The organism is Kribbella sp. NPDC049227 (assembly GCF_043197265.1).
Taxonomy (GTDB): domain Bacteria; phylum Actinomycetota; class Actinomycetes; order Propionibacteriales; family Kribbellaceae; genus Kribbella.
On record NZ_JBICST010000002.1, the window covers coordinates 384,266 to 407,871 of the forward strand.

Below are 23,606 nucleotides of genomic sequence, written 5' to 3' on the forward strand. Positions count from 1 at the left end.
ATCAGTACTGGCCGAGCGCCAGGCCCTTGGCAAAGTAACGCTGCGACACCAGGAACAACAATGCCGTCGGCAACGAGACCAGGATCGCCGCCGCCAGCACCACGGTGTAGCTGGCGCCGCCACCTTCGGTGGACTGCAACCCGGTGAGCACCGGCATGACCGGGCGGGTGGTGTCGCTCTGGGTCAGGATGAGGCCGAGCAGAAGGTCGTTCCACACCCAGGTCGCCTGCAGGATGAAGACGACGGCCAGCGCACTGGAAGACATCGGCAGGTAGATCCTGGTGAAGATCCGCACGGTCTTCGCCCCGTCGACGACCGCGGCCTCGAAGACGGATTCGGCGATGCCGGCGAAGAAGTTGCGCATCACGAACGCCGAGAACGGCAGGCAGACGATCGAGTAGATCAGCACCATTCCCGTCAGGGAGTCGTACAGGCCGAGCCGGGAGTAGCTGTCGAACAACGGGATCACCAGCATCTGCAGCGGGAACACCGACCCGCAGTAGATGACGAAGAACCACAGGAACCCGTGCCGTAGCTTGAGAACGATCACGGCGAAGCCGACGGTCGCTCCCAGGATGACGGCGATCGCCGGCGCCACCACACTGTAGATCGCCGTGTTCGCCAGCGCGCGAGGGATGTCGGTGCCCGTGGCCACCTGGCTGAGGTTGTGCCACAGGTTTCCCAGTGAGCCGGGTTGCCACAACGTGGAACCGGAGTAGTTCTGGACCGTCTTGCCGGCGTTGGCCAGCAGCAGGTACACCGGCACGAGCCACAGGGCGCCCAGCAGCGACAGGACTGTTACGCGGATGATGATTCCAGTGCGTGAAGGCGTCACTTGCCACCTCCGACGCTGCTGCTGCTCAGGCTGAGTTGCCTGCGCAGATAGATGACGGAGGCGCCGACGGTCACGATGCTGAGGAAGATCGCCACCGCAGAGCCCAGGCCGTAGTCGCTGTTCACGAAGGTGTCGCGGTACATGGTCAGGGCCAGCGTTTCGGACGAGCGCGCCGGTCCGCCCTGGGTCATCGCCTGGACGATGTCGAACGTCTTCAGGCCGTTGACGATCGACAGGCCCACGACCACCGTCGTGGACGGCCGGAGCAGCGGCCACGTGATGTGGCTGAACAGCCGCCACCCGGTCGCGCCGTCGAGCCTGGCCGCCTCCAGCGGCTCCTTCGGGATCGACTGCAGGCCGACCGTGAACAGGAGCGCGTTGACGCCGACGCCTTGCCAGGCCGCGGCGATCACCATGACGATCGTGTTCAGCGGCGAGTCCTGAAGCCAGCGAAGCTCGGTGCCCGGCAGGTTCAGGAACTGCAGGGCCTGGGTGAGCGCACCGCCCGACCCCAGCATGAAGCTCCAGATGACGCCGACGGCCACACCGGACAGCGCGTAGGGGACGAGGAACGGCAGGCGAAACCAGCCACTGCCCCGGAACCCGTACGCCAGGACTGCAACGAGCAGGCCGAGTCCGACCGGGAGGACGAGTGTGCCGACGACCCAGATCGCCGTGTTCCTGACCGCGCCCAGGAACGCGGAGTCCGAGAACATCTCGGCGAAGTTGTGGAAGCCGACGAACTCCGGCGTACCGAGTCCGTTGTACTTCGTGAAGCTCAGATAGAACGTGTAGAGGACCGGTAGATAGAAGACCAGCAGCACCAGGGCAAGGCTCGGGAGGAGGAAGCCCCGAGCCTGGCCCTGGTACGACGTCGCGGACCGTGCCACGCCGCTATCGCCCGGCCCAGTACTCGTCGGCCGCGGCCTGGATCGCCTGCAGGTACTGCATCGGGTCGCCGCGGTTGGTCAGGAACGCACTGAACTGCTCCAGCGCGACCGTCCGGATCGGTACCGGCGTCGCCTCGAAGTACCGGTTGTAGTACTCGTACTTGCCTGCGGCAAGCGTCGACTTCAGGGTCGTCATCTGCGGCGTCGGCGCTTCGGCGTCCGGGGTGAACGGCATGTTGCCCTGCTGCTTCACCCACGGCTGCTGACCCTGCGGCGACATCCACCACTGGGAGAACTTCAGTCCCAGGGCCTTCTGCTTCGAGCTCCCGCCGACGCAGACCGGTGCGGTCTCGATCGCGATCGGCGTGGACGCACCGGGCTTGACCGCCGGGATGACGAACATGTCGACGTCCTTGCCCATCGTCATGCCGGCCAGGGCCGCGTCGGCAGTGAACCAGGTGCCCTCGGGCGCCATCGCGATCTTGCCCTCACGCATCAGGTCGCGGGCGAAGTCGGTCTGGCCGGGGTCGTTGAAGTACCCCTTCTTCTGCAGGTCGAGCCAGCTGTTCATCACCGCGACCACCCGCGGGTCGGTGTACTTCGCCTTGCCGGTCGACAGGTCGTTGTACAGCTGCAGGTCGGTCCCGGCCAGCAGGGTCTGGAACCACACGAACGAGAAGTTCTTGGTCTGGTTCCAGAACGGCGTCACCCCGTGCTGCTTGAGGGTCGCCGCGACCTGCATCAGCTGGTCCCAGGTCGTCGGGACCTTGAGGTCGTACTTCTTGAACACCGACTTGTTGTAGAACATCACCCAGTCGTCGACGCTGATCGGCGTGCAGTACTGCTTGCCGTTCACCGTGTACAGCTGACGCACCGCGTCGGTCACGTAACCCTTGTCGACGGCCTCCGTCCACAGGTCGGTCGTCTCCGCGATGACCCCCTGCTCCGCGAGCTCGTCGAGCGCCGTGCTGACCTCCCAGGTGAACAGCCCTGGGCTCTCCTTGGTCCGGAAGGACTGCCGGATGAAGGCCCGGTACGGATCCCCGGAGTACTGCGTGCTCTTCAGGCTGATGTCGATGTCCTGCTTCGAGACCTTGGAGAAGGCGTCGAAGTTCCAGGGCTTGTTGTGGGCGAAGCCGAGCTCGCCGGTGGTGGCGCCACCGGTGTCCGACTTGCCGCCGCAGGCGGTGGCGACCAGGGCCGTGGCGACCACGGTCGCCAGCCCCGCCATGAACGTTCGCGCTCTCATCGTTGGGTCACTCCTTCGTGGGGGACACGCGACCGATGCCTTGGGCAAGCATGGCAGGGTCGCGCTGGGCGATCACGAGTCCGGTCCAGGTCTGTGGCGCGGCGCCGAGGCCGGTTCCGTTCTCGGGGTTCCAGTACTCGGCCCACCCGCTGTGCAACGCACCGCCGATCGCGCGGGTCGCGAGTGTGTGCGCGGCGCCGTTCAGCTCCCACCGCTGCGCCGCCAGCCAGAACAGGTAGTTCAGCGGAGGCCAGGCGGGTCCACGCCAATACGTCCGCGGGTCGTACGACGGATGGGTGCGGGCAACGTTCGCCGGACCGTACGGTGCGCCGAACCGGTCGGGATCGTCAAGCTGGCGCAGCGATGCGAGAGCCTTGGCGCCATCCCGGGTGACCAGGGCAGGCATCACACCGTCGCTGGTCGGCACCCTGGCGGAGGCGCCGCCTCCCACGATCGGAAGATCGGCCCACAGCTGCTCCTCCTCATCCCACAGGAGGTTGTCGATCGTCTCGCTCAGCAGGGTGGCCCTGTCGGCCAGTTCCTGGTCGCCGAGCAGGTCCGCCAGTTCGGCCAGGTTGAAGGCGACGTACGCATTGAAAGCGGCCGGGCACACGACGAAGGTCGAGGACCACTGAGCGCTGCCGTCGTCGCCGAAGGTGATGTCGCGGACCCGTTCCTTGTTCCAGGCGGTGCGGGCCGGGCGGCTGTAGTTGTCCGGCGTCCGCCCAGGGGCACCGTGGTCGTCCCACCGAGGGCTGTGGTCGTTGCCGGCTTCCCAGGGGTGGACCACGTAGATCAGGCCGTCATCGGTACGCCGGGTGCGCCACAGCCAGTCGAGTCCGTGTCTGGCGCGGTCCAGCGTCTCCTTCGACGGCTGGAAGCCCTGCCGGGCAAGGACGTTGGCCGCGTGGCCGAACATCGGCGGCTGCGTGAGTGACGAGGTGTTCTCGAGTGGACCCAACCACGAGTCGGGCCGCCGGCCGCCGTACCTCATGTGCGGGACGAGCCCGCTGGGCAGTTGGCCGGCCAGCGTGGCGTCGAGCTCACGACGCGCGCGATCGTCACCGAGGTAGGCCCAGATGATCGCGTGGAAGCAGGAATCCCACAGCCACAGATGAGGGTACGTCGTGGGGTTGGGGACGCAGTACCCGCGGGCGTCGTCCCAGTGGCTCTCCAGCAGCCGCCGGACTTGCAGGTCGAGATCCTGGCCTGTCATCGGGCATCGTCCTTTCGCACCGCGGCAGTCATCGCCCGGACCAGTGACCGCGCCAGGACGGTGTGTCCGCGATCGTTCGGATGGACGTGGTCGTCGGCCAGCATGGTCGTGGCGTCCCAGCCGTCGACGACCACCGCGCGCGCCGAGGGGAAGCGCGCGACGGTGGTCCGCAGGGTGGCGTTGTACTCGTCGACGATTGCGTCCGTCGCCTGGTCGTACGGCGGATGACCCGAGTAGTCCTGGATGTGGGGCTGCTCGATCGCCAGTGTCACCGCCCGCGGGTCCGCCTTGTGCAGGGCGTGCAACACGGTCTCCAGCGATTCCTCGTACTGACGCCGGCCGGCCGGCGCTGCACCGTGCAGCCGCGCGTCGTTGAAACCGGTCATCAGCACGTAGGCGTCGGCGCGTCCGGGTGGCCGGGCGACGACGAGCCGGGCCGTCTCTGTGCTCAGGCTCCCGCTCTCGGCCTGGTTGTCCAGTCGGAGTCCGAGCTGTCGCGCGGCCAGTTGCACGAACCCCTCGCTGTGCCGCCGTGCGCCGGTCCCGAAGACCCAGGAGTGACCGTAGGCAGTCAGCACCCGCGGCCTGCCTCGCCGGTCGGGAAATGCTCGCCGGAACGAAAGGGAGGCGGCTCGAGGTAGGTGTTGAGGCCGGGCACGCACTCGCCGCGCAGGTGGAACGGCGACGCCTCGTCCGGCCTCGTGATCCGTGTGCTGGTCGGGATGTAGCGGATGGTCAGCGCTCTGCGCCACCGGTCCGACCGGTTCGGCGTCGAGCTGTGCACGATGTTCGGGTGGTGAACCTCGACGTCTCCGGCGTGCATCACCAGGTCCACCGCTGAGCTCTCGTCGATGTCGGCGTCGATCCGGTGGCGGAGCACGCTGCCGGGATCGGACTGCTTCATCTGCTCCAGCTCCCAGCGGTGCGATCCCGGCAGGACGCGCAGGCACCCGTTGTCCGGATCGGAGTCGGTGAGGGCGAGCCAGAGCGTCACGACGTTCATCGGCTCGAGGGGCCAGAACGCTCCGTCCTGGTGCCACTCGACGCCCTTGCCGCGCTTCGGCGGCTTGCACAGGTAGTGCGTGGCGAACAAGGCGATGTCCGGGCCGACGAACTGCTGCGCGACGTCGAGCAGGCGGTGGTCGGAGACGAGCCGGATCCAGAAGGGGTCGTCGCGGGCGAGCCGGTGTCCCAGCTGCTCCGGGGTGAGCTCGGGGTGCCGGGCGAGCAACCAGTCGACGTGCGCGTTGGCCGCCTCGACGACGCCCGGATCGATCACGTCGCGGAAGACCGCGTAGCCATTGGCGGCGTACTGCCGGGTGGCCTCCCGGGTCACTGTCCGCATCGCTGTCTCCTTCCGCCGCTGGTTCCCGTGATCGACGCTATATGCTCGGCGGTGACGCTTCTTCCTCGCGAAGGACCAAAAATTGCTCTCCAGTGATACTGATGTGACGCTGCTGCACCTGGAGGACTACGTCGCGGCCGGCGAGACGTACTACGTCGGCCGCCGTACGGAGGCCGTCCGGTTCGTCGGCCGGCTGCACACGCACGACGACTTCGCGGAGCTGACCTGGATCGAGTACGGCGTGCTCCAGCATGTGGTGGGCGGCACGCGCCGACTGCTCGAGGCGGGCGACGTGGTGTTCATCCGGCCCGACGACGTTCATCTGTTCCGGCCCGTGCCCGGCCGCTCGTTCGCGCAGGTGGCGGTGTCGTTCCCGAGCGAGACGCTCAGAGCGCTCGAGGCCAGGTACTTCGACCCGGCGGACTGGCCGTGGTCGGCAGGCGGCCTGCCGTCGACACACCGGCTCGACAGCGTCCGGCTGCAGCGCCTCACCGAGCTGTCGTCCGTCCTGGTCTCCGGCCCCGCCGGTCGGTTACAGCTGGAACGGTTCCTGCTCGAGTTGCTGTGCGACCTGATCGGCCGCCCGGCTGAGGACGGCCTGCCGCTGTGGCTGACCGAGGCGCTCAGCCGTTTCGCCGACGACCCGGTCGCCCTGAACGAGGGCGTCACCGGACTGGCCGGGCTCGCCGGTCGCAGCCGGGAGCACGTCAATCGCGTCATCCAGGCAGCCACCGGGCAGACGGCGACAGCGATGATCAACCAGGTCCGGCTGAACCGGGCGGCGGCGCTGCTGCGGATGACGGATCGCCCGATCGCCGCCGTGGCGGTCGACTGTGGCTTCCCCTCGCTCAGCCACTTCTACCGACTGTTCAACGAGCGCTTCAAGGCGACGCCGCGTCACTACCGGATGGTCTCGACCGTCTCAGGACTGCGCCCACCCGGCAACGGCCGCCAAACAACAGCCTCAGACACTCGCTGAGGTGGAGCAATGTTGCCGGCGCAAGAAGACGGTTGACTTGAAGGTTGCTTTAAGTATGAGGGTGGTCGGCGTGGATACGGACGACTACTTGGACGAAGCGTACGACAGGTTGCGTGACACCGGCCCCGAGCGTGACGGATGGCTGTCGAACCATGCGCCGATGGCTGTTGAAGCGTTGACTCGACGGGGCCGGGGAGCCGTGGTGCATCGATGGCTCGACGAGTACGAGGACAAGCTCGAATCGCGGCCGCGCGGACTGGATCGGATCCAGCAGGACGCATGGAGGGATCCACTCGGCGACCCACTGAGAACCGGCGACTGGTTGAACTTCTTCGAGGACGAAGTCAGGGAGGCGGACTGGCGTGAAGTGCTGGCCAGATGGTGGCCACGGTTGCTGCCCGGGATCGCCGCCGGCGCTACCCACGGTGTGATTCGGGTCGGCCATGCTGTGCGTGCCTTGGCGGATGAGGAGACACCCCCAAGGGTTGTCGAGCTGGCTCACGGTCTGGCGTACTGGGCTGCACGCTGGCAGCCGCTGGCGCCTGCCGGCGAGGGGCCGTACGGCGCGAACGATCCGCGGTCCGCGCTTGATTCGGTGCCGCGGGTAGCGGATCAACGCTTCGGCATTCGCCACCGACTCGCGCAACTCGCCGTGACCGATCGCTGGAGCGAGGCCTCGGGTGCTGTGCCGGGCACGGGAGACATCCGGGATCGGCTCGCCTCGATCGTGCAGGCGTCGGTACTGCGCTATGGGACGCACGGGCATGGCAGCCCAGTCATGCTCGTGCACGCGTCCACTGCACCGAACGCGGTTCTGAGAACGCTCCCGGAGTTACCGCAGAGGCTTTGGCAGCCAAGTCTCGAAGCGGCCTGGGCAGCCACCGCGGCGGTGACTGCGGCGTATTCACCTTCGGAACCGCGTCCAGCCTCGGAACATCACCTACTGGATCCGGAAGATGTCATGTCCCAGGCGGTCGCCGGTGGCGATGAACACGCGATCAAGTTCGTCGACACCGCCATCGACTTCGCCGAGGCTCCAGGTGCGCTGGACGCCGGCCTGCACGCGATCCGTCTGATCGCCTGACGGGGAGCGCATGCTGATCAAGAAGCTGGCTTGGGTCGGCACCCGCACCACCGAGGCCGAGGCGACCGTTCAGTTCTTTCAGGAGGTGCTCGGTCCTGAGCCGGTCGATTCGTCTAGATGAACCGAGCGGCCGTCGGCGGCGTACTAGCCACATGTGACGGAAGGGCCGGAGGCGCAACGAGCTGTGCAGGCGTTGCCTGCGCTGGATGCCTTGCGGTCCGCGGTGGGAGAACACGGGATGACCGTCCCGTGATGTGTCCGGAGACGCGGTCGGTCGGGGCGTATCTGCTGGGTGCGCTGGACCCGCCGGAGCAGGTCGAGATGGAACGGCACCTGATCGGTTGCGAGGTTTGCCGCCAGGAACTGATCGAGGTGGCTCACCTGCCCGGGCTCATGCACAGACTCACGCTGGATGACGTCGCCCCGAGGGACTCCGCACCCGATCACCTACCTGAGCCTCGACCTGACCTCGTCCCGGAAATCGACGCGGCAGGACCGTTGCCCGAGGCCACGACTGTCTACGCTTCCGGCTGGTCCGCGACTGTGCATCGCCTGAGCCGGTCGCGGATGCTGCCGTTGGCGATGATCATGGTGCTGGTTCTGGCGACCGGCGGCTTGGCGAGCGCTGAGCTCCTGACTCACCAGCCGACACCGGGGGTGGTGACCTGGACGTCAACGGATGCGGCCGGCGGAATCGACACGGTCGCACGTCTCGCTGATCAAGCCTGGGGCACCGACATCCGGGTGTGGATGGACGATCTCCCACCGGAGCTGACCTGTCGCTTGGTTGTGCACCGGCGGACTGGTGCTGCTGAGACAGCGGGCTGGTGGTCGACCAACTACCAGTCGCGCCTCATGATTCCGGGCAGTACGTCGATTCCGCTCTCGCAGATCGACCGTCTCGACGTCATCCGGTCCGACGAGACCGTCCTGGCCACTCTGACCAGCACCACCCGATAGACAGGATGCTCTATGTCATTCGTCGGATCAGGCCGTTGAGCAGGCGGCGGTGGGGTCTGGTCGCGTGCCTGGTGCCGGTCGTGCTGTTCATCACTGCGCCGCAGGCAAGTGCGCACCCCACGCTGCTGAGTACGACGCCTGCAGCGGGCTACTCGGTCGCGTCCAGGCCCTCCGCGATCACGATGGTGTTCGATGAACCTGTCAGCGTCGCTCCGCACGGCGTACGGGTCGAGGACAACCGCGGGCACGCTGTCGCCACCTCCGAGGTGGCCCTCGAACAGGGCGGACGCCGAGTCGTCGTCAACACCCTCGAGGCGATGCCTGCGGGAAGGTACGTGGTCCGTTGGGAGGTCACCGCGCAGGACGGCGATGTGGTTGCTGCCGACTTCGACTTCGCTGTCGCAGCAGCGGTCGAGCTGAGTGGAGCGGAGAGCGGCAGTTCGACGGGATTCCCGGTGATCGCCTTGCTGCGTTGGCTGTTCTTCCTCAGTCTGGTCGGCCTGCTGGGTGGCATTGTCGGTGAGCGGCTCGTCCACCGCGCCGTACCGGCGGCAACCCGTCCGCGATCGCTTGTGCGGCCCTCGGCGGCCGTCGGATCTCTGGCGACAGTCTCGCAGCTCGTGTACGTCGTGGTCGCGACCGCTGGTTTTGGCCGGGCCGGGCTTCTCCTTGCTGTCGGGGTCGCCGGTCTCGTATCGCTGGCAGCGCTCGCTCATCTCATGCGTTGGTGGATGGTTGCGACGATGACTGTGGTGGTGATCCTGGTCGAGGCCTTGCGCAACCACTTGGGGAGTCAACGCGGCGTCTCCGGTGCTTTGGTGATCGCTGTCCACCTGGTCGCTCTCAGCGTCTGGCTGGGGGCGCTGTTCCACCTCCTCCGGGTAGCCAGAGCCAACAGGGGTGGTGTCCCGATCCGGCGAGCCTTCGCGGTGTACTCGCGGCTCGCCGTCGCGCTCTTCCTTCTTGTCTTAGTCTCCGGCGTGATCGGCGCGCTCATGTTGGTGCCGAGTCCTGGGGCGCTGAGCGGTACGGCGTACGGTCGGACGCTGCTCGCAAAGGTTGCCCTGGTGGTGGTTGTCGCGGTGCTGGCCTGGGTCGCTCGGCGACGGTTGCTTTCGGCAACTGGCTCGTCCTTCACCCGGCCGGTAAGAGCCGAGGCCGTGGTTCTGCTGGTGGTCCTGGCCGCGAGCGCCGTACTCGTGTCCTTGCCATCCCCGGCTCCGGCCACGGCGGACCTGGGCTATCCGACGCCGGCCGTCGGGCCGGTGATCCGGCTGGGTGGCCTGGCCGGGCAGATCGCCGTCGGTGTCGCAGCCAGCGAGAACCAACTGGAAGTGCGGCTGCATACGCCGGCCGGCGATACCGCTACGAACGACACCAGGCCGCCTGCGTTCGACCTGACCGCGAAGCTCGGAGGCCGGGACGAGACCGTCGTACTCCGGCCGTGTGGTCGTGGATGCTTCGTCGGCCCGGTGGCGTGGACCGCGGGGCTCGAGCACATCGAACTGCGCGTCGGTGCGACTGGGTGGCACGGCGGCATAGTCAGCTTCCCGATTCGGTGGGCGCCGCACATCTCTCGGGATGCCCTGCCGCGCGTGCGCACGGCCATGCTCGCGCAGCACGACTTCCGGGTCGTCGAGTCGATCACCAGCGATACCACCGCGCCGACGCCGGCGGCGCAGTCGGTGACCATCGATGGACCCGAGTTCATCGACAGCGACCCGTACGCCGGTCCACCAGATCCCGACGTGGTCGTCGAGCCCCGGCCGGATGGGCACCGCCTGCTCACCTTCGGCCTGCCTGCTGAAGGCATCCATGTCGAGCTCGAGGTGGACGCGTCGTACCGGATTGTCCGCGAGACTCTGGCAGACGCGAACCATCTAGCGAATCGGACCTTCACCTACCGCCGCTAGGGCATTCTCATCGTGTCGTGGCGGTCAGAGACGCAAGCACAGCGTTGTCAGCTGTGACGACGTCAACGCGAGTGATGTCCGAGAGGGCGAACGACGAACTGGCAGGGACATCTGCCTCGGGGGTGTTGGTTGTCGTCCACCAGCCGGTGACCTCCGACTGCCCGGTGCTGGTGTGCACTACGAGCATGCATCGCCGGCCCGGAGCAAGGTCGTCCAGGTGTATCTGAATGTCTGTTCCCCAGGTGCGGCTGCTGAGCTGCACCCGCGAGTCTATCCCGCCGACGCCATCTGTCGCAGACCAGGTGATACCGCCCCCGGCTTGTGGGGGAGATGCCGGAGCGTCGGAGATCTGACGACCGATCAGTCCGCCGCTGACCAGCAGGACCACGGCAGCGGCCGCCGCGAGAAGTGCCCGCTTCGGCGTATGCCGCCGACGCCTGATGGATGCTGGTTGCCGGTCGACGTTCGGATCAGGGTCTTCGTCGAGTCGCAACGCCAGGACATCTTCCAGCGTGAGAGTCTGCAGCACTCCTGGCACATGGGCGAACTGCTGGACTGCTTCCTGGCAGCTCGGGCAGTCCCGGATGTGCCGCTCCAGCTCGACGCGTTCGTCGGCATCGAGTGCCCCGAGAACATAGACGCCGATCGTGTCGGCTTGCGGGCAAGTCATGAGCCGGTCACTCCTCGCTCCTCGAGAGCCGCTCGCAGCGCCTGCAGCGCATAGAAGCTTCGCGATTTGACGGTCCCGATCGGAATACCGAGGTGCTCGGCAGTCTCTGACACGGTCCGCCGGCGGTAGAAGAGTTCGACGATCACCTGGCGATGGTCCCGGCTGAGTCCCCTCAGGACCTCTGCGACCTGCCAGGCCTGCAGGACCCGGTCGATGTCGTCGTCTGCCGACACGAACTCCCTCTCGGCGATGGGTACCTCGGCCGGGCGCGCCGCGCGCCGGCGGTGCCCGGAGATGACGAGGTTCCGCGCCACGGTGAACAGCCAAGGACCTGCTCGATCCGGGTCAAGGGCAGGCGAGTTCCGCCAGGCGCGCATCATGGTCTCCTGGACGACGTCTTCGGCGTACTGACGATCTCCGCTCACGGACTGCAGGACATAGCCCAGGAGCGGCCTGCGATACCGGTCGTACAGCACCTCGAGGTCCGCTTCGCTCCCGGATCCACCATCCGTCGACACACGCCTAAATACGCGGCTCGTCGTCGGACGGTTCAGTCCGGGCTGTCGTCACCGCGTGCGACGGCTGCTCGTCGTCCTCGGCGAGCCGCCGGTCGAGCCAGTCCGGCCACACCCGCCGAGCCGTATCGACCCGAAGCCGCCCGCCAAGGTGCATGGCGCGGGCGACACCGCGGTAACCGGGCAACAGACCCGCGGCGATCAGGATATGGCCGGCGAGTACCGGGGTGATCAGGTAGGTGGCCCAGCGGTGTACGCGTTGCAACCAGACGAACCCCGGGCCACCGACCACCATCGTGAGCCCTACGCCGCTGCCGACCAGGGCAGCGAGCAAGATGACCAGCACGAGGTTGGCCACGCGCTGTCCTGGATCGAAGTGGCCACGGTGGTGGGAGAACCGGCCGGTGACCACGGCGACAGGCCAGCGGATGAACCAGCGGAGATCGCCCTTGTCGACCCGCACCGACTCCACCACGAAGGTCCGCGCGGCGCGTGCACCGACGGTGACTGCCATGGCCGCGAGCCCGGTGAGTATCCAGCCCGCGTAGGTGTGCAAGGTGATGTCGGAGACGCCGGTGAGCCGGGCGGCCAGGCTTGGTTGACCCTCGCGACCAGTCAGCAGCCACCAACCAGTGCCCAGCAGGGTGAGCACAGTGATGTAGATGGCCGCGTGGTACCAGCGGATCCGTCGGGTGTAGCGCTCGACCGTCGGCACCCGGCGCTTCGTGATCGCCATGGCGTCAGTAGTCGTACGGGTCCTCGGAGCTGGTTTCGGGCTCCGAGGGTACGGCGGTCGTCGGTGCGGCCCCAGCTCCGGTTCCGACATTCACTGCGATCTCCGTGTCCACGCCTGCTGCCGAGTGGTTGGCGTTGCGGAGCGAGACGTGGATCGTGTGCTTGCCGGGGGAGACCCCCAACGGCTTGCCGGACAAGGTTGCCTTCTGCCCGCTGGTGATCTCCGCGGTGTCCGACTCCACGACCAGATAGTCGTTCGCATGGTTGTCGAGCCACAGGTGGACGTGGTGCTTGCCGGACTCGGTCGGTCCCAACGGCACCCCCGCGTCGACCTTCACCTTGAACGGCAGGCTGACCGTGGCGTCCTTTGCCGGCTCGGCGATCGAGAGCGACATCCCGCCCGCACCCGCCGACTCGGCCTCGCTCCCGCACGCGACCAGCACCGCCGGCGCGAGCAGCGCGGCCGCTGCCGCCACGGCGCGGATGCGGTGGTGCCGCCGACCGCTGAAAGGTGTCTTGGTGTCGATCATTCTCAGCTCCCTCGAATGGCGTCTTGCGGTACTACGGTCCGAGCGAGCCGAACGGATCTCTCGTCGAGAGAGCCAATCGGGGGTTCCGGCGCGTAATACCCGCTATGGAAGTGAGCGACGAGGCGCTACTCGCCGGCATGGCGGCTGGAGATCCGCAGGCGGCAACAGCTTTCGTACGGCGCTACCAGTCCCGCGTGTACGGCCTGGCAGTGGCGATCGTGGGTGGATCGGCGACCGCGGACGATGTGGCCCAGGAGGCGTTCGTCCGGGCGTGGAGGTTCGCGGGCGGCTATGACGCTCGGCGAGGTGGCGTCCTGACGTGGCTGTTGACCATCGCGCGCAACGCGGCGATCGACACAGTGCGGCTGCGTCGCGACCAGCCGTACGACCCAGATGTTCTGCTGGCGGTGCTGACGACCAGTGAGGCGTCGGACGACCGACAGATCGAACAGATCGCAGACACCGACCAGGTAAGAGCCGCACTCCGGCGGCTCCCGCGAGAGCAGGCCGCGGCCGTGGTGCTCGCCTCGATCTACGGCTTCAGCGCCAGAGAGATCGCCGAGCGCGAACGGGTGCCGCTGGGCACCGCCAAGACCAGGATCCGGCTCGGCCTCGCCCGGCTGCGTGACGATTTCGAGGTGAGCGATGACAAGTCCGCATGACTGCCCGGCGATGCGGTCGCTGCTCGCCGAACTGGCCACGGGCGCGGCCTCGGGGCACGAACGCGCGTGGGCGCTCGCCCAGGTCAGCGGTTGTCCGGCGTGCCGGGCCGCGCTGGATGAGTTGGCGAAGGTCGCTGACGGTTTGCTGATGCTCGTGCCGCCGACGGAGCCACCGCCGGGGTTCGAGAGCGCCGTACTGGAGCGACTGGGCATGGCGGGATCGCGGAAAGCCGGTCGGCGCCGCCCGTACTCGCGCCGGATGATGCTCGCCGCCGGAGGAATGGCGGCCGCCCTGCTGCTCGTCTCCGGAGGAAGCGCCACAGTCGTCTATCAGCAGGGCGAAACGGACCGTGCTCTGGCCGACCAGTACCGGCAGACCTTGTCGATCGCCAACGGCCGCTACCTGAAGGCTGCGCGGCTGACCTCCCCGGCCGGCGAGCAGTCCGGCACGGTCTTCCTCTACCAGGGAAGCCCGTCCTGGCTGCTCGTCAGCATCTCGTCCGCACCGACGGACGGCCGGTACGAGATCCGCATCCGCGACCGCGACGGCGCACTGCGCTCGATCGGCGCGTGCCAGGTGAAAGACCACTCGGGCACGACCGGATACCGGCTCGACATCGCGGTGGCACACGTCGCCGAGATACAACTCACCCAAAACAACCAAGTCCGCCTCACAGCAACGCTCCCCACCTGAGCGAACCCGGTTCACCTTCTGGATGGTGCTTTCCGCGTGGGCGCCGGACCGGCCGGCCGGATGGTATGTCGATGGGTACCTGGGGCTGGGCAGTGACTGGTCGGGAGGGAGCACGCGATGGCGGAGGCGGAGTCGACCGGGGGAGATGAGCGTCCGGTTCGGCCGCGCGGAACAGGTGATCCAGGCTTTCAGCCCGGCGACGAGGTAGCCGCGGCAGGTGAGCTGGGTGGATTCTGGCGGGGCAAGATCCCGGTCGGCACGCCTGGCGTGATCGATGAGATCGACGAAGCGGAGTCGTCAACGCCGGTCTTCACCGTCACCTTCACCATCGAGCAGGACGACCTGCTCATCCCTCACCAGACGACTGTGTCAGGTCTCAGCATCACCGAGCTCAGCAGGAAGTGAGCAGGCTGCCTGAGGATGTCGTCGTCGTTCCCACCTCTGGTTGCTAGGCGGACCGGGGTCGGCTCGGAGCTGCGATGTCCCAGGAGGCTAGGAGGTGCTCGGCTGTCAGGTTGTCGAGGCCGAGGGAGCAGGCGGCGCCGAAGACGATGTCTGGTGCGCGCTCCGGGTGTTGCGCGGCGTACGTGTCACAGAGATCGTGGGCGGCGATCTGTTCGTGGACTGCGTCGGCTTCGACGTGCTCAGTGAAGTACTGCGCAGCCGCGGCATCCGCACCGAGTCGGGTCGCGCCGGACGCGTACCGCCGGTTGGGGAGCGTGGAGGTCATTTCCAGAGCCGCGAGGTGACCGATGAGTGCGCCGGTCCACCTGCGGTGCATCGCGAACAGGGACATCACGTTGGAGTGCGCCAGGGTGACAGCAGGTACGTCGGGAACGTAGTACCCGTAGGTGTCGTCGAGGTCGAGCCATCGCATCGTGGTCCGGAACAGTTCGGCGTGCATGCGTTCGGGCCGGCCGCCGCCGTACTCGTCGGCCTGGATCTCGACCAGCGCTGCCTTCGCCGCACCGTCCAGCCTCGGGATGCCGAAGCTGTGCGGGTCGGCCTCCTTCAGCTGGTAGACCGACCGATTCCTGACGAACTCGCGGAATTGTTCCAGCGTCGCACGTCGCTGCAGGTGGGCAGCCAAGGGCGGTCCGTCGTCGGAGTCCACGAGATCCCGCAACAGCTGTGAGATCTTGACCGCTCCATCCGCCGGCGACGGCAGGTACGCACGTTGCAGCCAGGCTGACCACGGTTCCTCGAGCTCTGCTCGCAGTGCCAGGACGGCTGGATCCCATTCCGCGTCGGGATCGACCTCGTCGAACCCGCGGTAGTGAAGCTCGTAGCAGCACCACAACGTCAGTTGGAGATCGTCGTCGGACCACGGCTGGTCGTTGTCCACAGCAACCGGCGGATGAGGGGACGACGTGGTGTCGCGCAAGTACGCGATCAGCCAGCGGCTCAACGGACCTCGGTGCGGCGGGAGTTGCATGGTGCCTCCTTCACAGAAGCCCTAGGTACCCCGAGACCACGGGTCCATGCCGGTGATTGGTACGGGGTACCTGACAGCCGTGACCCTGAACGAATCAGACGAGGCTGACCGCGTGACGATCCGCGCCTACCCGGACGGACCCTTGCTCGTCCGCGGCCCCTTCGAACTCCGCGACGAGGACGGCGAGCCCATCGACCCGGGGCGTGCCACTATCGCCCTGTGCCGTTGCGGCCGCTCGGCCATCAAGCCCCTCTGCGACGGCACTCACGCCCTCAGCCGCAAGCGCACTCACTAGCCGGAGGAACTCTCCGCGGTACTGCCTAGGTCGCATCGGTGGCGGCCGAGGCGATGTTGCGTTGCATGCCGCCGAAGACGAGGCCGTGGAAGGGCTTGATCGCCCACCAGTACAAGTGGCCGGGTAGGCCGTGGGGATGGAACAGCGCGCGTTGACGGAAGACGGTGCTGCCCGCGTCGTCATGGTCGACGACGAGCTCGAGCCAGGCGAGGCCGGGGAGTCGCATCTCGGCGCGGAGACGGAGGAGCTTGTGGTCCTCGATCTCTTCGACGCGCCACCAGTCGAGCGGATCGCCCACCGAAAGGTCACGGGGATTGCGCCGGCCGCGGCGCAGACCCGGACCACCGAACAGCCGGTCCAGCAGGCCGCGCGCCCACCAACCGAGGCGCCAGGAGTACCAGCCGTTGCCGCCGCCGATACCTTCGATCACCGTCCACAGCCGTTCGGGGCTCGCAGGTACGACGCTTTCGCGCTCGTCGACGTACAAGGAGCCGCCGGACCAGTCCGGGTCACTCGGCAACGGATCGCTCGGCGCGCCGGGCGTCGACGCGGATGCCCAGGTGGTTGTGACGTCCAGGTCGCGGACCCGCTTGAGCGCGAGCGACACCGCCTGATCGAAGCCGGTCAGTCCCGTCCCCGGATCGGGGACGTACCTCGCGATGTCGTTCTCCTTGCAGATGACTTCGTGAACCAGGCTGTCGACCAGCGGTCTGGCGATGCTGCTCGGCACTGGGGTGACCAGACCGACCCAGTGGCTTGACAGCGACGGCGTGAGCAGCGGCAGCAGGAGGATGCGCCGCTGGTTGAGGTGGGCGACCGCCGCGTAGCGCTGCATCATGTCGCGGTAGGTGAGGACGTCGGGTCCGCCGATGTCGAACCCACGGCTCACGTCCGCCGGCATCGACGCGCTGCCGACCAGGTAGTGCAGGACGTCGCGGACGGCGATCGGCTGGATCCGGGTGCTGAGCCAGCGTGGAGTGACCATGACCGGCAGGCGGTCGGTCAGGTGCCGCAACATCTCGAACGACGCCGAGCCGGACCCGAGAATCACGGCCGCGCGCAACACCGTGACGGGTACGCCGGATGCGAGCAGAATCTCGCCGACCTCGCGCCGGGAGTCCAGGTGCGGCGAGAGTTCCTCGCCTTCGGGGTAGAGGCCGCCGAGGTAGACGATGCGGGATACGCCGGCCTCCCTGGCAGTCGTCGCGAACGTCAAGGCGTGATGCCGGTCGCGTGCCTCGAACCGCCGGCCGGTGCCGAGGGAGTGGATCAGGTAGTAGGCGATGTCCACGCCGTCCATCGCCGCCCGCAGCTGCCGTGCGTCCCCGGCGTCCGCCTCCACGACCTCGACCTCGTCGTACCAGGTCCGATCGCGGAGCCGGCGTGGGTTCCGTGCCATCGCGCGGACCCGGAAGCCGGCCTCGAGCAGCTCCGGCACGAGACGGCCACCGATGTAGCCCGTGACTCCGGTGACGAGGGCAAGGTGCTGATTCATGCCTCACCTGTGCCCGACTGGCAAGAATCCAGCACAGCCGCCGGGCGAGTTGCTTGGTTTGCGGGTTTGGTGGCGGGTACCGGGCGGCCAGTTTCGGGGTGGTACGGCAGAGTGCCATGTCAGTAAGTCCTTGTTGCGAGGCAGAGATGCTGCGCCCTTCGGCCTAGGCAGGCCACCCTCACAGCCCTGTGTTGCCGTCATTGTCGTACGGCGGGTCCGACGCGGGCTGACTCACGAGGTCATCGAATGCTCCTGGAAGGAGCCGTCACATGTCGCAGACGACGAATCATCGGATGGACGCCGACCGTCCACCCACAGAAGGTGTGGCCGAGACAGCCCGGGACGAAGCCGGGCAGCTGAAGGAGACATCGGCGGAGGCCGCGCGCCAGGTCGCGGGAACGGTCAAGGAGAGGGCATCGGACGTGACGTCGGATGCCCGTGAGCAGGCCCGGCGGCTGGCGAGTCAGACCCGGGACGAGCTGGTCGGACAGGCCGGGCAGCAGAAGGAACGGGCTGCCAGCGGACTGCGTTCGCTGAGTGACGAGCTGCGCGGGATGGCCGAGCACGGTCAGTCCGGCCTGGGTGCTCAGTTGGCAAGGCAGGGTGCCGACTTCACGGATCAGGCTGCGGACTTCCTGCAGCAGCGAGAGCCTGGCGACTTGCTGGAGGAGGTCCGCGGGTTCGCGCGACGCAAGCCGGGCACGTTCCTGCTGGTAGCCGCGGCTGCCGGGGTTGTCGCCGGCCGTCTCACGCGGGCCCTGGCATCAGGCGGCACCAGCACGCCGAACCGCACTGTTACGCCGGTCGATACCGGCTCGCCGACCAGCAGCAACGGTTTCCCCGAGCAGTCGGTCGCTGACGATTATCTGGTCCCACCGCCGCCCGCGGCGGATCCGGGCGCGCCGGGCACCCCGAGGTTCACGCCGGGACCGGGGCTGTGACATGACATTCGGCGGATCACCACCCGACAGCGGCCCGACCCGGCTGTCGATGGACGAGACGGTCGGTCAGCTGGTCTCCCAGCTGACCACCGATCTGGGCCGGCTGACGCGCCAGGAGCTGGCGCTGGCCAAGGCGGAGCTCCAGGCGGAGGCGAAGAAGGCGGGCAAGGGTGCGGGGATGCTCGGCGGCGCGGCCTTCGCCGGCTGGATGGTCGCCCTGTTCGTCTCGCTCACGGTGATGTGGGCGCTGGACGAGGCAATGGATCTGATCTGGGCAGCGCTCATCGTCGCCGTCGTGTGGGCGGTCGTCGCCGCCGTACTGGCGACGACGGGACGCAAGGAGCTCCAGGAGGTCAACCCGAAACCCGACCAGACGGTCGAATCACTCAAGGAGGACGCGAAATGGCTGAAGACCCGGAAGAGCTGAAGCGCGACATCGAGCAGACGCGGCGCAACCTGGGCCGCGACGTCGACGCCCTGACCGAGAAGGTCAGCCCCAGTCGCGTCGTCGGCCGCCGGGTCGACCGCGCCCGTGGCGGTGCCCACCGGTTGAAGGAGCACGTGATGGGCTCAGCGGATTCGGTGGGTGGATCCGCTGGTTCGGCTGTGTCGACTGTGCAGGACGCAGGTAGCAAGGTGGGTGACGCTGTCGGGTCAGCACCGGACCTGGCGAGGGCGCGGACTCGCGGTACGCCGCTGGCCGCTGGCCTGATCGCCTTCGCAGCGGGCTGGGTCGCGGCCGCCGCACTCCCCGCGTCGACGCGGGAACGCGAGCTGGCCCAGGACACCAAGGACAAGGCGATGGAGGCCGCGGGTCCGGTGAAGGAGCAGGCCGCGCAGCTGGCTCAAGAGGTCAAGGAGAACCTGCAGGAGCCGGCACAGCAGGCTGTCGAGAATGTCAAGCAGTCCGCATCCGAGGCTGCGACAGACGTGGCGGACGAGGGCCGCTCGGCGGCTCACCAGGTCGCGGACGGGGCGAAGGACTCGGCGGACAACGTCCGGCAGGCCGGTTCCTCGAGCTGATGAACGACGAACGGCGGGACGTTCCCGGGGTGGATGCCGAGAAGCCGACCGATATTCCGGCGACCGGCTGGTGGCAGGTCATCCGGCGAGCCTGGGCTGAGGCCAAGGCCGACCAGGTTCCGCTGCTTGCGGCCGGTGTCGCGTTCTTCGGTTTCCTCTCGCTGTTTCCGGCCGTCGTCGCCGGGGTGCTGGCCTACGGGCTGGTCGCGGATCCGGCTCAGATCCGCAACCAGGTCAAGGATCTGACCGCCACGATGCCGGCGTCAGGGCGCGATCTGCTGCTCCAGCAGCTCGACGCCTTGACCTCGGCGCCACGGCAGGGGCTGGGGATCGGCGTCGCGATTGCCGTGGTGGCCGCGCTGTGGAGCGCGTCGGGAGGCGCGGGGTACCTCCTGACAGCGGTCAACCTCGCCTACGACGAGGACGAATCGCGCGGGTTCGTCCGCCGGAAGCTCCTGGCTCTGGGGATGACGCTGGGCGCGATCGTCTTCGTCTTGCTGGCGATCGCCCTGTTCGCGGCCGGCGCGGCGATCGGCAACGAGGTCGCGACACCGGTCCGGATCCTGCTGGCGGTGACCCGGCTGGTGCTCGCCGTCGTACTGATCACGGTGGCGCTTGCCGTCACCTACCGACTGGGCCCGGACCGGAACGCACCGCGCATCCGCTGGGTATCCACCGGCGCCGTCGTTGCCACCGTCATCTGGCTGATCGCGTCGATCGGCTTCTCGATCTACGTCGAGACATTCGGCAACTACGCCAAGACCTACGGCAGCCTGGCCGCAGTGGTGGTCTTGATGTTGTGGCTGTGGCTGACCGCGTACGCCGTACTGCTCGGAGCCGAGATCAACGCGGAGGCCGAGCAGCAGACGGCGCGGGACACCACGACGGGGGAGCCTCGTCCCCTCGGCGAGCGGAACGCCGTCAAGGCCGATTCCATCCCGCAGTAGTCCGTAGGGCGGAATCGGTCGTCCTGGGGATCATCCGCCAACCGCAGCCGCGGGGATGATGGCGACGGGACAGCTCGCGTGCTGGAGGACCGTCTGAGCGATCGAGCCCATGAGCATGCCGCTGAAGCCGCCGCGGCCGCGGGCGCCGAGGACGATGAGGCGGGCGTCGGCGGACAGGCGCAGCAGATGCTCGGCGGGGTGGCCCGTGATCTGGATCAGTTCGGCGCCGTGGCCGCCGCGGCGATGCACCGCGTCCTGCAGCTCAGCATCGGTGATGCGATGCAACTCGGTTCCGGCGGGCTGCGCCGCGACGACGCGGACGGCGAGGTCGTGCCGGTGGGCGTAGTCCAGACCGACGTCGAGAGCCGACTCGCTCGCGGACGAACCGTCGTACCCGATCACAACCCGGGTGCCGGAGTCGCCGGCGAGATCCGGACGTACGACGATGACCGGGCATCTGGCATTGGCCGCCAGATCGAGGCCGGTCGCGCCGATCAGCGAGCCCACCATCACCCCGAGACCGCGGCTTCCGATGACGACCAGTTCGGCGGTAGTGGATGCCTTGACCAGCCCCGTTGACGGTGCGCCGTGCTCGATCCAGGCGTCCACCTCGACCGTCGGCTCGAGGCTGCGGACCTGTGCGAGCGCGTGGTCGACGACGTCGGCGGCTCGAGACGCCGACGCAGTCGACTCGCCAGCGTGCACCAGTTGCAGGTGCGTCTTCCGCGAGGCGGCTTCAGCCGTGGCCCATCTGATCGCTACCTCCGCGGCGGGCGATCCGTCGATGCCCACCACGATCGGTCTCTGGTTCATGGTCGCCTCCCAGCCGCCGCGTGCCGATCTCCTTCGAGCATCGGAGTGTCCTGCTGGTGTCCGCACCGGCCGATCGGTCCCCGGCGAGGGGACTTTGGACTCTCTGGGGGCGAGCCTGCGGCGTGGTCGGGCACCTGGTCTGTCAGCAGTCGCCGTCCGTCGCAGCCTGATTACGCCGCAGCTCGTGCGACGATCCGAGGACTTTGGACTCTGGCCGAATCGCTTCGTGCGGGCCATTGTGATGAGTGCAGGGGGAGCCGAAGGCGTTTGCTACCGACGCCGTCGAGGAGTGCGCGATGGGCAGCGCGGGCAACCGGAACGGGCCTTCGTGGGGGCTGATGCTGGCGCGACGGGTGGGGTTCGGCCGCAACCCCCTGCGCCGCAGGCTCGATCGAATCCAGTCGCTGGTCGTGCTGACCGCGGTCCTGGTCGCTGTCGTGATGATTCCGGTCGCGGTGGCGGTGAGTGGTGTTGTCACACGCTCCATCGAACGATCCGAGGCCGAACGTCGAGCGACGATGACGCAGGTTCAGGCGCGAGCGTTGGAGGACACGCCGCCCCCGATCCCGGAGGCCGGCGCGCAGGCGACATCGAGGGTGCAAGTGTCCTGGACCGACCCGGCCGGATGGCCGCACGAGGGACGAGCCAACGTGCCGCTCGGAACCGCGAAGGACGCCGAGGTGACGATCTGGCTCGATCCGGCCGGTGAGATCACCACGCCACCTCGCCGGCCCGGTGACAGCGCGGCGGTCGGTGGCGGGGTCGGTCTGAGTACGGCGATGCTGTCGTGGCTGGTGATCGGAGGATTGGCCAGGCTGTCCGTCGTACCCCTCGACCGCCGCCGCCTGCGCGACTGGGACCGCGAATGGGCCCGAGTCGGACCACGCTGGCGGTACCGCAGCACGTAGCCGGCACTCTCTCGTCCAGCACCCGAGCAGTCAAGGAAAGAGGATCGATGGGCAAGTTCATCATCGTCGGTGTCGATGTCACGCCGGAGAGCCAGATAGCGCTGCGCTGGGCGGTCGAGGCCGCGCGGCAGCGTGGGTCGGCGGTGCGCGTCGTTCGCGCCTATCTGCAGGAGCAGGGCAGTTGGTCGGGGCTGGGTGTCGAGGGGTATATCCCGACACCTGCGCCGGTCGACATCTATCAGGCCGAGCTGGACGCGGCGATCAGCTTCGCGCAGGACCGACTCGGCTATGAGCGTGGTTCCGGGTGGCTGGCGAACCTGGCCCCGGCCGACGCCATCCTGGCCGAGGCCGCGGACGCCGACATGGTCGTCGTCGGTACGCGGTCGCGGAACAAGATGTCCGCCGCGGTGCTCGGCTCGGTGGCGACATCGGTCTCGGCCCAGGCGCCCTGCCCGGTTGTTGTTGTCCGCGGCGAGCGTCGTACCGGACCGGTGGTCGTGGGCACGGACGGCTCGGAGGACTCCGACGAGGCGCTGGCCTTCGCGTTCGAGCAGGCGTCTGCGTCCGATCAGCCGCTGACGGTCGTCTACTCCTGGCACCCGCAGGAGCGGCATGGCGAGTCGGCCGAGAGTACGAGCGAGTTGCTGAAGAACTGGCTGGCGGAAACCCTCGCGCCGTACCAGGCGAAGCATCCCGCGGTGCGCGTCAAGACCTCTGTGCTCGAGGGACGAGCCAGTGCGAAGCTGGTCGACCTGTCGAACGATGCGTCGCTTGTCGTCGTCGGCTCGCGCGGGCGCGGCGGAGTCGCCGGCCTGCTGCTGGGGTCCGTCAGTCAGAGCCTCCTGCACCACGCCGATTCTCCGGTCGCGGTCGTCCGCCGACGGCAGAGCTGAGCAGACGTCATCAGCGTCTCCTGAGCGGGGTGGGTGCGAAGGTGACGTGCTCGGCGAGCTGGACGGACCAGAGGGTCACCGTCGTCGCGACGGAGACAGGTAGGAGGGTGCCTGCGGATGAGATGAGTGATAGTGCGGCGCACGTGACTGCCGCGGTGGCGAGGATCGGGGTGAGCCACGAGGCGGCGTCGGAGCGGTCGTCGTCTGCGAGCAGGATCACGGTTGTTCCGGTCAGGATCAGGACGACGCAGGTCATCTCGTCGGTGCTGCCGATGCCGAGGAAGGTGCCGAGGGCAAGGAACGGCAGGTAGAGCGCCAGCAGTACGACGATCACGGCAGACGCGGCGAGGTCACGTCGACGGAACACAGGCATCGGACTCAGCCGCCGGGCGCGGTGGCGATGTCGAGGCCGTCCAGAGCGGTGCGGTGTCCGAATCGCTTGGTCAGTCTCCGAGTTCTGCTGACGACGTCCACGGCGCGGCTCCTCAGGAATTCTCCACTTCCAGTCAACGCGGGCTTGCCCGGCGCCGCGAGGGCGGAAGGTCCTGTTCGGCGGGCACCAAAGGTCCCACTGGGAAA

At 67.9% G+C, this 23,606-nt stretch carries 28 protein-coding genes; 14 read left to right on the forward strand and 14 right to left on the reverse strand.

All coding sequences use genetic code 11. The features are described 5' to 3' along the window. Window position 1: 1 nt before the first annotated feature. Genes ACGFH6_RS08590 through ACGFH6_RS08615 form a run of 6 tightly spaced genes read right to left on the reverse strand, consistent with a single transcriptional unit; the run spans window position 2 to window position 5,535 of the window. Window positions 2–835, reverse strand: coding sequence for a carbohydrate ABC transporter permease (locus tag ACGFH6_RS08590; protein ID WP_393381737.1), 834 nt, complete (start codon window positions 833–835; stop codon window positions 2–4). Continuing rightward, complete coding sequence (locus ACGFH6_RS08595; protein WP_393381739.1) at window positions 832–1,725, reverse strand: carbohydrate ABC transporter permease; 894 nt, start codon at window positions 1,723–1,725, stop codon at window positions 832–834. The genes ACGFH6_RS08590 and ACGFH6_RS08595 overlap by 4 nt, the downstream gene beginning before the upstream one ends. A gap of 4 nt (window positions 1,726–1,729) precedes the next feature. After that, entirely contained in the window at window positions 1,730–2,974 is a 1,245-nt protein-coding gene (locus ACGFH6_RS08600) for an ABC transporter substrate-binding protein (protein ID WP_393381740.1), read from the reverse strand. A gap of 7 nt (window positions 2,975–2,981) precedes the next feature. Next, complete coding sequence (locus ACGFH6_RS08605) at window positions 2,982–4,190, reverse strand: hypothetical protein (protein WP_393381742.1); 1,209 nt, start codon at window positions 4,188–4,190, stop codon at window positions 2,982–2,984. Next, a complete protein-coding gene (locus ACGFH6_RS08610) occupies window positions 4,187–4,768 on the reverse strand; it encodes an SGNH/GDSL hydrolase family protein (RefSeq protein WP_393381744.1) in 582 nt (193 codons plus the stop codon). Before ACGFH6_RS08610 ends, ACGFH6_RS08605 begins: the two co-directional genes overlap by 4 nt. Further along, entirely contained in the window at window positions 4,762–5,535 is a 774-nt protein-coding gene (locus ACGFH6_RS08615; RefSeq protein WP_393381745.1) for a phytanoyl-CoA dioxygenase family protein, read from the reverse strand. The genes ACGFH6_RS08610 and ACGFH6_RS08615 overlap by 7 nt, the downstream gene beginning before the upstream one ends. A 103-nt stretch (window positions 5,536–5,638) precedes the next feature. Here ACGFH6_RS08615 and ACGFH6_RS08620 point away from each other — a divergent pair, with 103 nt between their 5' ends. The 4 genes from ACGFH6_RS08620 to ACGFH6_RS08635 all read left to right on the forward strand — a co-directional run bounded on the left by ACGFH6_RS08620 (window position 5,639) and on the right by ACGFH6_RS08635 (window position 10,471). Continuing rightward, a complete protein-coding gene (locus tag ACGFH6_RS08620) occupies window positions 5,639–6,514 on the forward strand; it encodes an AraC family transcriptional regulator (protein ID WP_393381747.1) in 876 nt (291 codons plus the stop codon). Between the two features lie 70 nt (window positions 6,515–6,584). Further along, window positions 6,585–7,598: a questin oxidase family protein gene (locus ACGFH6_RS08625; protein WP_393381749.1), complete on the forward strand. Its 1,014-nt coding sequence runs from the start codon at window positions 6,585–6,587 to the stop codon at window positions 7,596–7,598. Window positions 7,599–7,850: 252 nt separating this feature from the next. After that, on the forward strand, window positions 7,851–8,558 hold the full coding sequence (locus ACGFH6_RS08630; RefSeq protein WP_393381751.1) for an anti-sigma factor family protein: 708 nt from the start codon (window positions 7,851–7,853) through the stop codon (window positions 8,556–8,558). 35 nt (window positions 8,559–8,593) lie between these two features. Further along, window positions 8,594–10,471 (forward strand): copper resistance protein CopC, encoded by a 1,878-nt coding sequence (locus ACGFH6_RS08635; RefSeq protein ID WP_393381753.1) that lies wholly within the window; start codon window positions 8,594–8,596, stop codon window positions 10,469–10,471. A gap of 7 nt (window positions 10,472–10,478) precedes the next feature. Here ACGFH6_RS08635 and ACGFH6_RS08640 read toward each other — a convergent pair whose 3' ends face one another. From ACGFH6_RS08640 to ACGFH6_RS08655, 4 genes are read right to left on the reverse strand one after another with little or no spacing between them, the layout of a single operon-like run. Next, entirely contained in the window at window positions 10,479–11,141 is a 663-nt protein-coding gene (locus ACGFH6_RS08640; protein WP_393381755.1) for an anti-sigma factor family protein, read from the reverse strand. Next, window positions 11,138–11,659 carry a sigma-70 family RNA polymerase sigma factor gene (locus tag ACGFH6_RS08645; protein WP_393381756.1) on the reverse strand — a complete coding sequence of 174 codons (522 nt, stop codon included), beginning with the start codon at window positions 11,657–11,659 and terminating at the stop codon, window positions 11,138–11,140. The genes ACGFH6_RS08640 and ACGFH6_RS08645 overlap by 4 nt, the downstream gene beginning before the upstream one ends. Window positions 11,660–11,663: 4 nt before the next feature. Continuing rightward, window positions 11,664–12,392 carry a cytochrome b/b6 domain-containing protein gene (locus tag ACGFH6_RS08650; protein WP_393381757.1) on the reverse strand — a complete coding sequence of 243 codons (729 nt, stop codon included), beginning with the start codon at window positions 12,390–12,392 and terminating at the stop codon, window positions 11,664–11,666. 4 nt (window positions 12,393–12,396) lie between these two features. Further along, a complete protein-coding gene (locus ACGFH6_RS08655) occupies window positions 12,397–12,921 on the reverse strand; it encodes a hypothetical protein (protein WP_393381759.1) in 525 nt (174 codons plus the stop codon). Window positions 12,922–13,025: 104 nt separating this feature from the next. Between ACGFH6_RS08655 and ACGFH6_RS08660 the strand changes: the two genes are divergently transcribed. The 3 genes from ACGFH6_RS08660 to ACGFH6_RS08670 all read left to right on the forward strand — a co-directional run bounded on the left by ACGFH6_RS08660 (window position 13,026) and on the right by ACGFH6_RS08670 (window position 14,682). Next, complete coding sequence (locus ACGFH6_RS08660) at window positions 13,026–13,583, forward strand: RNA polymerase sigma factor (protein WP_393381761.1); 558 nt, start codon at window positions 13,026–13,028, stop codon at window positions 13,581–13,583. Then, window positions 13,567–14,277 carry a hypothetical protein gene (locus ACGFH6_RS08665; protein ID WP_393381763.1) on the forward strand — a complete coding sequence of 237 codons (711 nt, stop codon included), beginning with the start codon at window positions 13,567–13,569 and terminating at the stop codon, window positions 14,275–14,277. The genes ACGFH6_RS08660 and ACGFH6_RS08665 overlap by 17 nt, the downstream gene beginning before the upstream one ends. A 117-nt stretch (window positions 14,278–14,394) precedes the next feature. Then, complete coding sequence (locus ACGFH6_RS08670) at window positions 14,395–14,682, forward strand: hypothetical protein (RefSeq protein WP_393381765.1); 288 nt, start codon at window positions 14,395–14,397, stop codon at window positions 14,680–14,682. Between the two features lie 43 nt (window positions 14,683–14,725). Here ACGFH6_RS08670 and ACGFH6_RS08675 read toward each other — a convergent pair whose 3' ends face one another. Continuing rightward, complete coding sequence (locus tag ACGFH6_RS08675; protein ID WP_393381767.1) at window positions 14,726–15,712, reverse strand: iron-containing redox enzyme family protein; 987 nt, start codon at window positions 15,710–15,712, stop codon at window positions 14,726–14,728. Window positions 15,713–15,758: 46 nt separating this feature from the next. Here ACGFH6_RS08675 and ACGFH6_RS08680 point away from each other — a divergent pair, with 46 nt between their 5' ends. After that, window positions 15,759–16,007, forward strand: coding sequence for a CDGSH iron-sulfur domain-containing protein (locus ACGFH6_RS08680; RefSeq protein ID WP_393381768.1), 249 nt, complete (start codon window positions 15,759–15,761; stop codon window positions 16,005–16,007). 25 nt (window positions 16,008–16,032) lie between these two features. Here ACGFH6_RS08680 and ACGFH6_RS08685 read toward each other — a convergent pair whose 3' ends face one another. After that, window positions 16,033–17,502, reverse strand: a complete 1,470-nt coding sequence (locus ACGFH6_RS08685) for an SDR family oxidoreductase (protein ID WP_393381770.1) — start codon at window positions 17,500–17,502, stop codon at window positions 16,033–16,035. A 269-nt stretch (window positions 17,503–17,771) separates the two neighbouring features. On the opposite strand from ACGFH6_RS08685, the gene ACGFH6_RS08690 reads away from it, so the two are divergent. Genes ACGFH6_RS08690 through ACGFH6_RS08705 form a run of 4 tightly spaced genes read left to right on the forward strand, consistent with a single transcriptional unit; the run spans window position 17,772 to window position 20,413 of the window. Further along, window positions 17,772–18,443: a hypothetical protein gene (locus ACGFH6_RS08690; RefSeq protein WP_393381772.1), complete on the forward strand. Its 672-nt coding sequence runs from the start codon at window positions 17,772–17,774 to the stop codon at window positions 18,441–18,443. Window position 18,444: 1 nt separating this feature from the next. Further along, entirely contained in the window at window positions 18,445–18,870 is a 426-nt protein-coding gene (locus tag ACGFH6_RS08695) for a phage holin family protein (RefSeq protein ID WP_393381774.1), read from the forward strand. Then, on the forward strand, window positions 18,846–19,466 hold the full coding sequence (locus ACGFH6_RS08700) for a DUF3618 domain-containing protein (RefSeq protein WP_393381776.1): 621 nt from the start codon (window positions 18,846–18,848) through the stop codon (window positions 19,464–19,466). Before ACGFH6_RS08695 ends, ACGFH6_RS08700 begins: the two co-directional genes overlap by 25 nt. After that, window positions 19,466–20,413: a YihY/virulence factor BrkB family protein gene (locus ACGFH6_RS08705; protein ID WP_393381777.1), complete on the forward strand. Its 948-nt coding sequence runs from the start codon at window positions 19,466–19,468 to the stop codon at window positions 20,411–20,413. Before ACGFH6_RS08700 ends, ACGFH6_RS08705 begins: the two co-directional genes overlap by 1 nt. A gap of 30 nt (window positions 20,414–20,443) precedes the next feature. Here the strand turns inward: ACGFH6_RS08705 and ACGFH6_RS08710 are convergent, their stop codons facing one another. After that, window positions 20,444–21,226, reverse strand: a complete 783-nt coding sequence (locus ACGFH6_RS08710; RefSeq protein ID WP_393381779.1) for a universal stress protein — start codon at window positions 21,224–21,226, stop codon at window positions 20,444–20,446. 296 nt (window positions 21,227–21,522) lie between these two features. On the opposite strand from ACGFH6_RS08710, the gene ACGFH6_RS08715 reads away from it, so the two are divergent. Together ACGFH6_RS08715 and ACGFH6_RS08720 are read left to right on the forward strand one after the other, a co-directional pair. Next, window positions 21,523–22,134 (forward strand): hypothetical protein, encoded by a 612-nt coding sequence (locus tag ACGFH6_RS08715; RefSeq protein ID WP_393381780.1) that lies wholly within the window; start codon window positions 21,523–21,525, stop codon window positions 22,132–22,134. 47 nt (window positions 22,135–22,181) lie between these two features. Then, window positions 22,182–23,027: a universal stress protein gene (locus tag ACGFH6_RS08720; RefSeq protein WP_393381782.1), complete on the forward strand. Its 846-nt coding sequence runs from the start codon at window positions 22,182–22,184 to the stop codon at window positions 23,025–23,027. A 10-nt stretch (window positions 23,028–23,037) separates the two neighbouring features. Here the strand turns inward: ACGFH6_RS08720 and ACGFH6_RS08725 are convergent, their stop codons facing one another. Continuing rightward, entirely contained in the window at window positions 23,038–23,400 is a 363-nt protein-coding gene (locus tag ACGFH6_RS08725) for a hypothetical protein (protein WP_393381783.1), read from the reverse strand. Window positions 23,401–23,606 lie beyond the last annotated feature (206 nt).

What these genes read in the sequence shown, in the direction of transcription:
- ACGFH6_RS08650 (WP_393381757.1), bottom strand. Translation starts at nt 12,392, where the DNA reads ATGGCGATCACGAAGCGCCGGGTGCCGACGGTCGAGCGCTACACCCGA.
- ACGFH6_RS08655 (WP_393381759.1), bottom strand. Translation starts at nt 12,921, where the DNA reads ATGATCGACACCAAGACACCTTTCAGCGGTCGGCGGCACCACCGCATC.
- ACGFH6_RS08725 (WP_393381783.1), bottom strand. Translation starts at nt 23,400, where the DNA reads ATGCCTGTGTTCCGTCGACGTGACCTCGCCGCGTCTGCCGTGATCGTC.
- ACGFH6_RS08605 (WP_393381742.1), bottom strand. Translation starts at nt 4,190, where the DNA reads ATGACAGGCCAGGATCTCGACCTGCAAGTCCGGCGGCTGCTGGAGAGC.
- ACGFH6_RS08660 (WP_393381761.1), top strand. Translation starts at nt 13,026, where the DNA reads ATGGAAGTGAGCGACGAGGCGCTACTCGCCGGCATGGCGGCTGGAGAT.
- ACGFH6_RS08615 (WP_393381745.1), bottom strand. Translation starts at nt 5,535, where the DNA reads ATGCGGACAGTGACCCGGGAGGCCACCCGGCAGTACGCCGCCAATGGC.
- ACGFH6_RS08710 (WP_393381779.1), bottom strand. Translation starts at nt 21,226, where the DNA reads ATGAACCAGAGACCGATCGTGGTGGGCATCGACGGATCGCCCGCCGCG.
- ACGFH6_RS08700 (WP_393381776.1), top strand. Translation starts at nt 18,846, where the DNA reads ATGGCTGAAGACCCGGAAGAGCTGAAGCGCGACATCGAGCAGACGCGG.
- ACGFH6_RS08705 (WP_393381777.1), top strand. Translation starts at nt 19,466, where the DNA reads ATGAACGACGAACGGCGGGACGTTCCCGGGGTGGATGCCGAGAAGCCG.
- ACGFH6_RS08675 (WP_393381767.1), bottom strand. Translation starts at nt 15,712, where the DNA reads ATGCAACTCCCGCCGCACCGAGGTCCGTTGAGCCGCTGGCTGATCGCG.
- ACGFH6_RS08690 (WP_393381772.1), top strand. Translation starts at nt 17,772, where the DNA reads ATGTCGCAGACGACGAATCATCGGATGGACGCCGACCGTCCACCCACA.
- ACGFH6_RS08715 (WP_393381780.1), top strand. Translation starts at nt 21,523, where the DNA reads ATGGGCAGCGCGGGCAACCGGAACGGGCCTTCGTGGGGGCTGATGCTG.
- ACGFH6_RS08665 (WP_393381763.1), top strand. Translation starts at nt 13,567, where the DNA reads ATGACAAGTCCGCATGACTGCCCGGCGATGCGGTCGCTGCTCGCCGAA.
- ACGFH6_RS08640 (WP_393381755.1), bottom strand. Translation starts at nt 11,141, where the DNA reads ATGACTTGCCCGCAAGCCGACACGATCGGCGTCTATGTTCTCGGGGCA.
- ACGFH6_RS08695 (WP_393381774.1), top strand. Translation starts at nt 18,445, where the DNA reads ATGACATTCGGCGGATCACCACCCGACAGCGGCCCGACCCGGCTGTCG.
- ACGFH6_RS08680 (WP_393381768.1), top strand. Translation starts at nt 15,759, where the DNA reads ATGCCGGTGATTGGTACGGGGTACCTGACAGCCGTGACCCTGAACGAA.
- ACGFH6_RS08630 (WP_393381751.1), top strand. Translation starts at nt 7,851, where the DNA reads ATGTGTCCGGAGACGCGGTCGGTCGGGGCGTATCTGCTGGGTGCGCTG.
- ACGFH6_RS08670 (WP_393381765.1), top strand. Translation starts at nt 14,395, where the DNA reads ATGGCGGAGGCGGAGTCGACCGGGGGAGATGAGCGTCCGGTTCGGCCG.
- ACGFH6_RS08600 (WP_393381740.1), bottom strand. Translation starts at nt 2,974, where the DNA reads ATGAGAGCGCGAACGTTCATGGCGGGGCTGGCGACCGTGGTCGCCACG.
- ACGFH6_RS08685 (WP_393381770.1), bottom strand. Translation starts at nt 17,502, where the DNA reads ATGAATCAGCACCTTGCCCTCGTCACCGGAGTCACGGGCTACATCGGT.
- ACGFH6_RS08720 (WP_393381782.1), top strand. Translation starts at nt 22,182, where the DNA reads ATGGGCAAGTTCATCATCGTCGGTGTCGATGTCACGCCGGAGAGCCAG.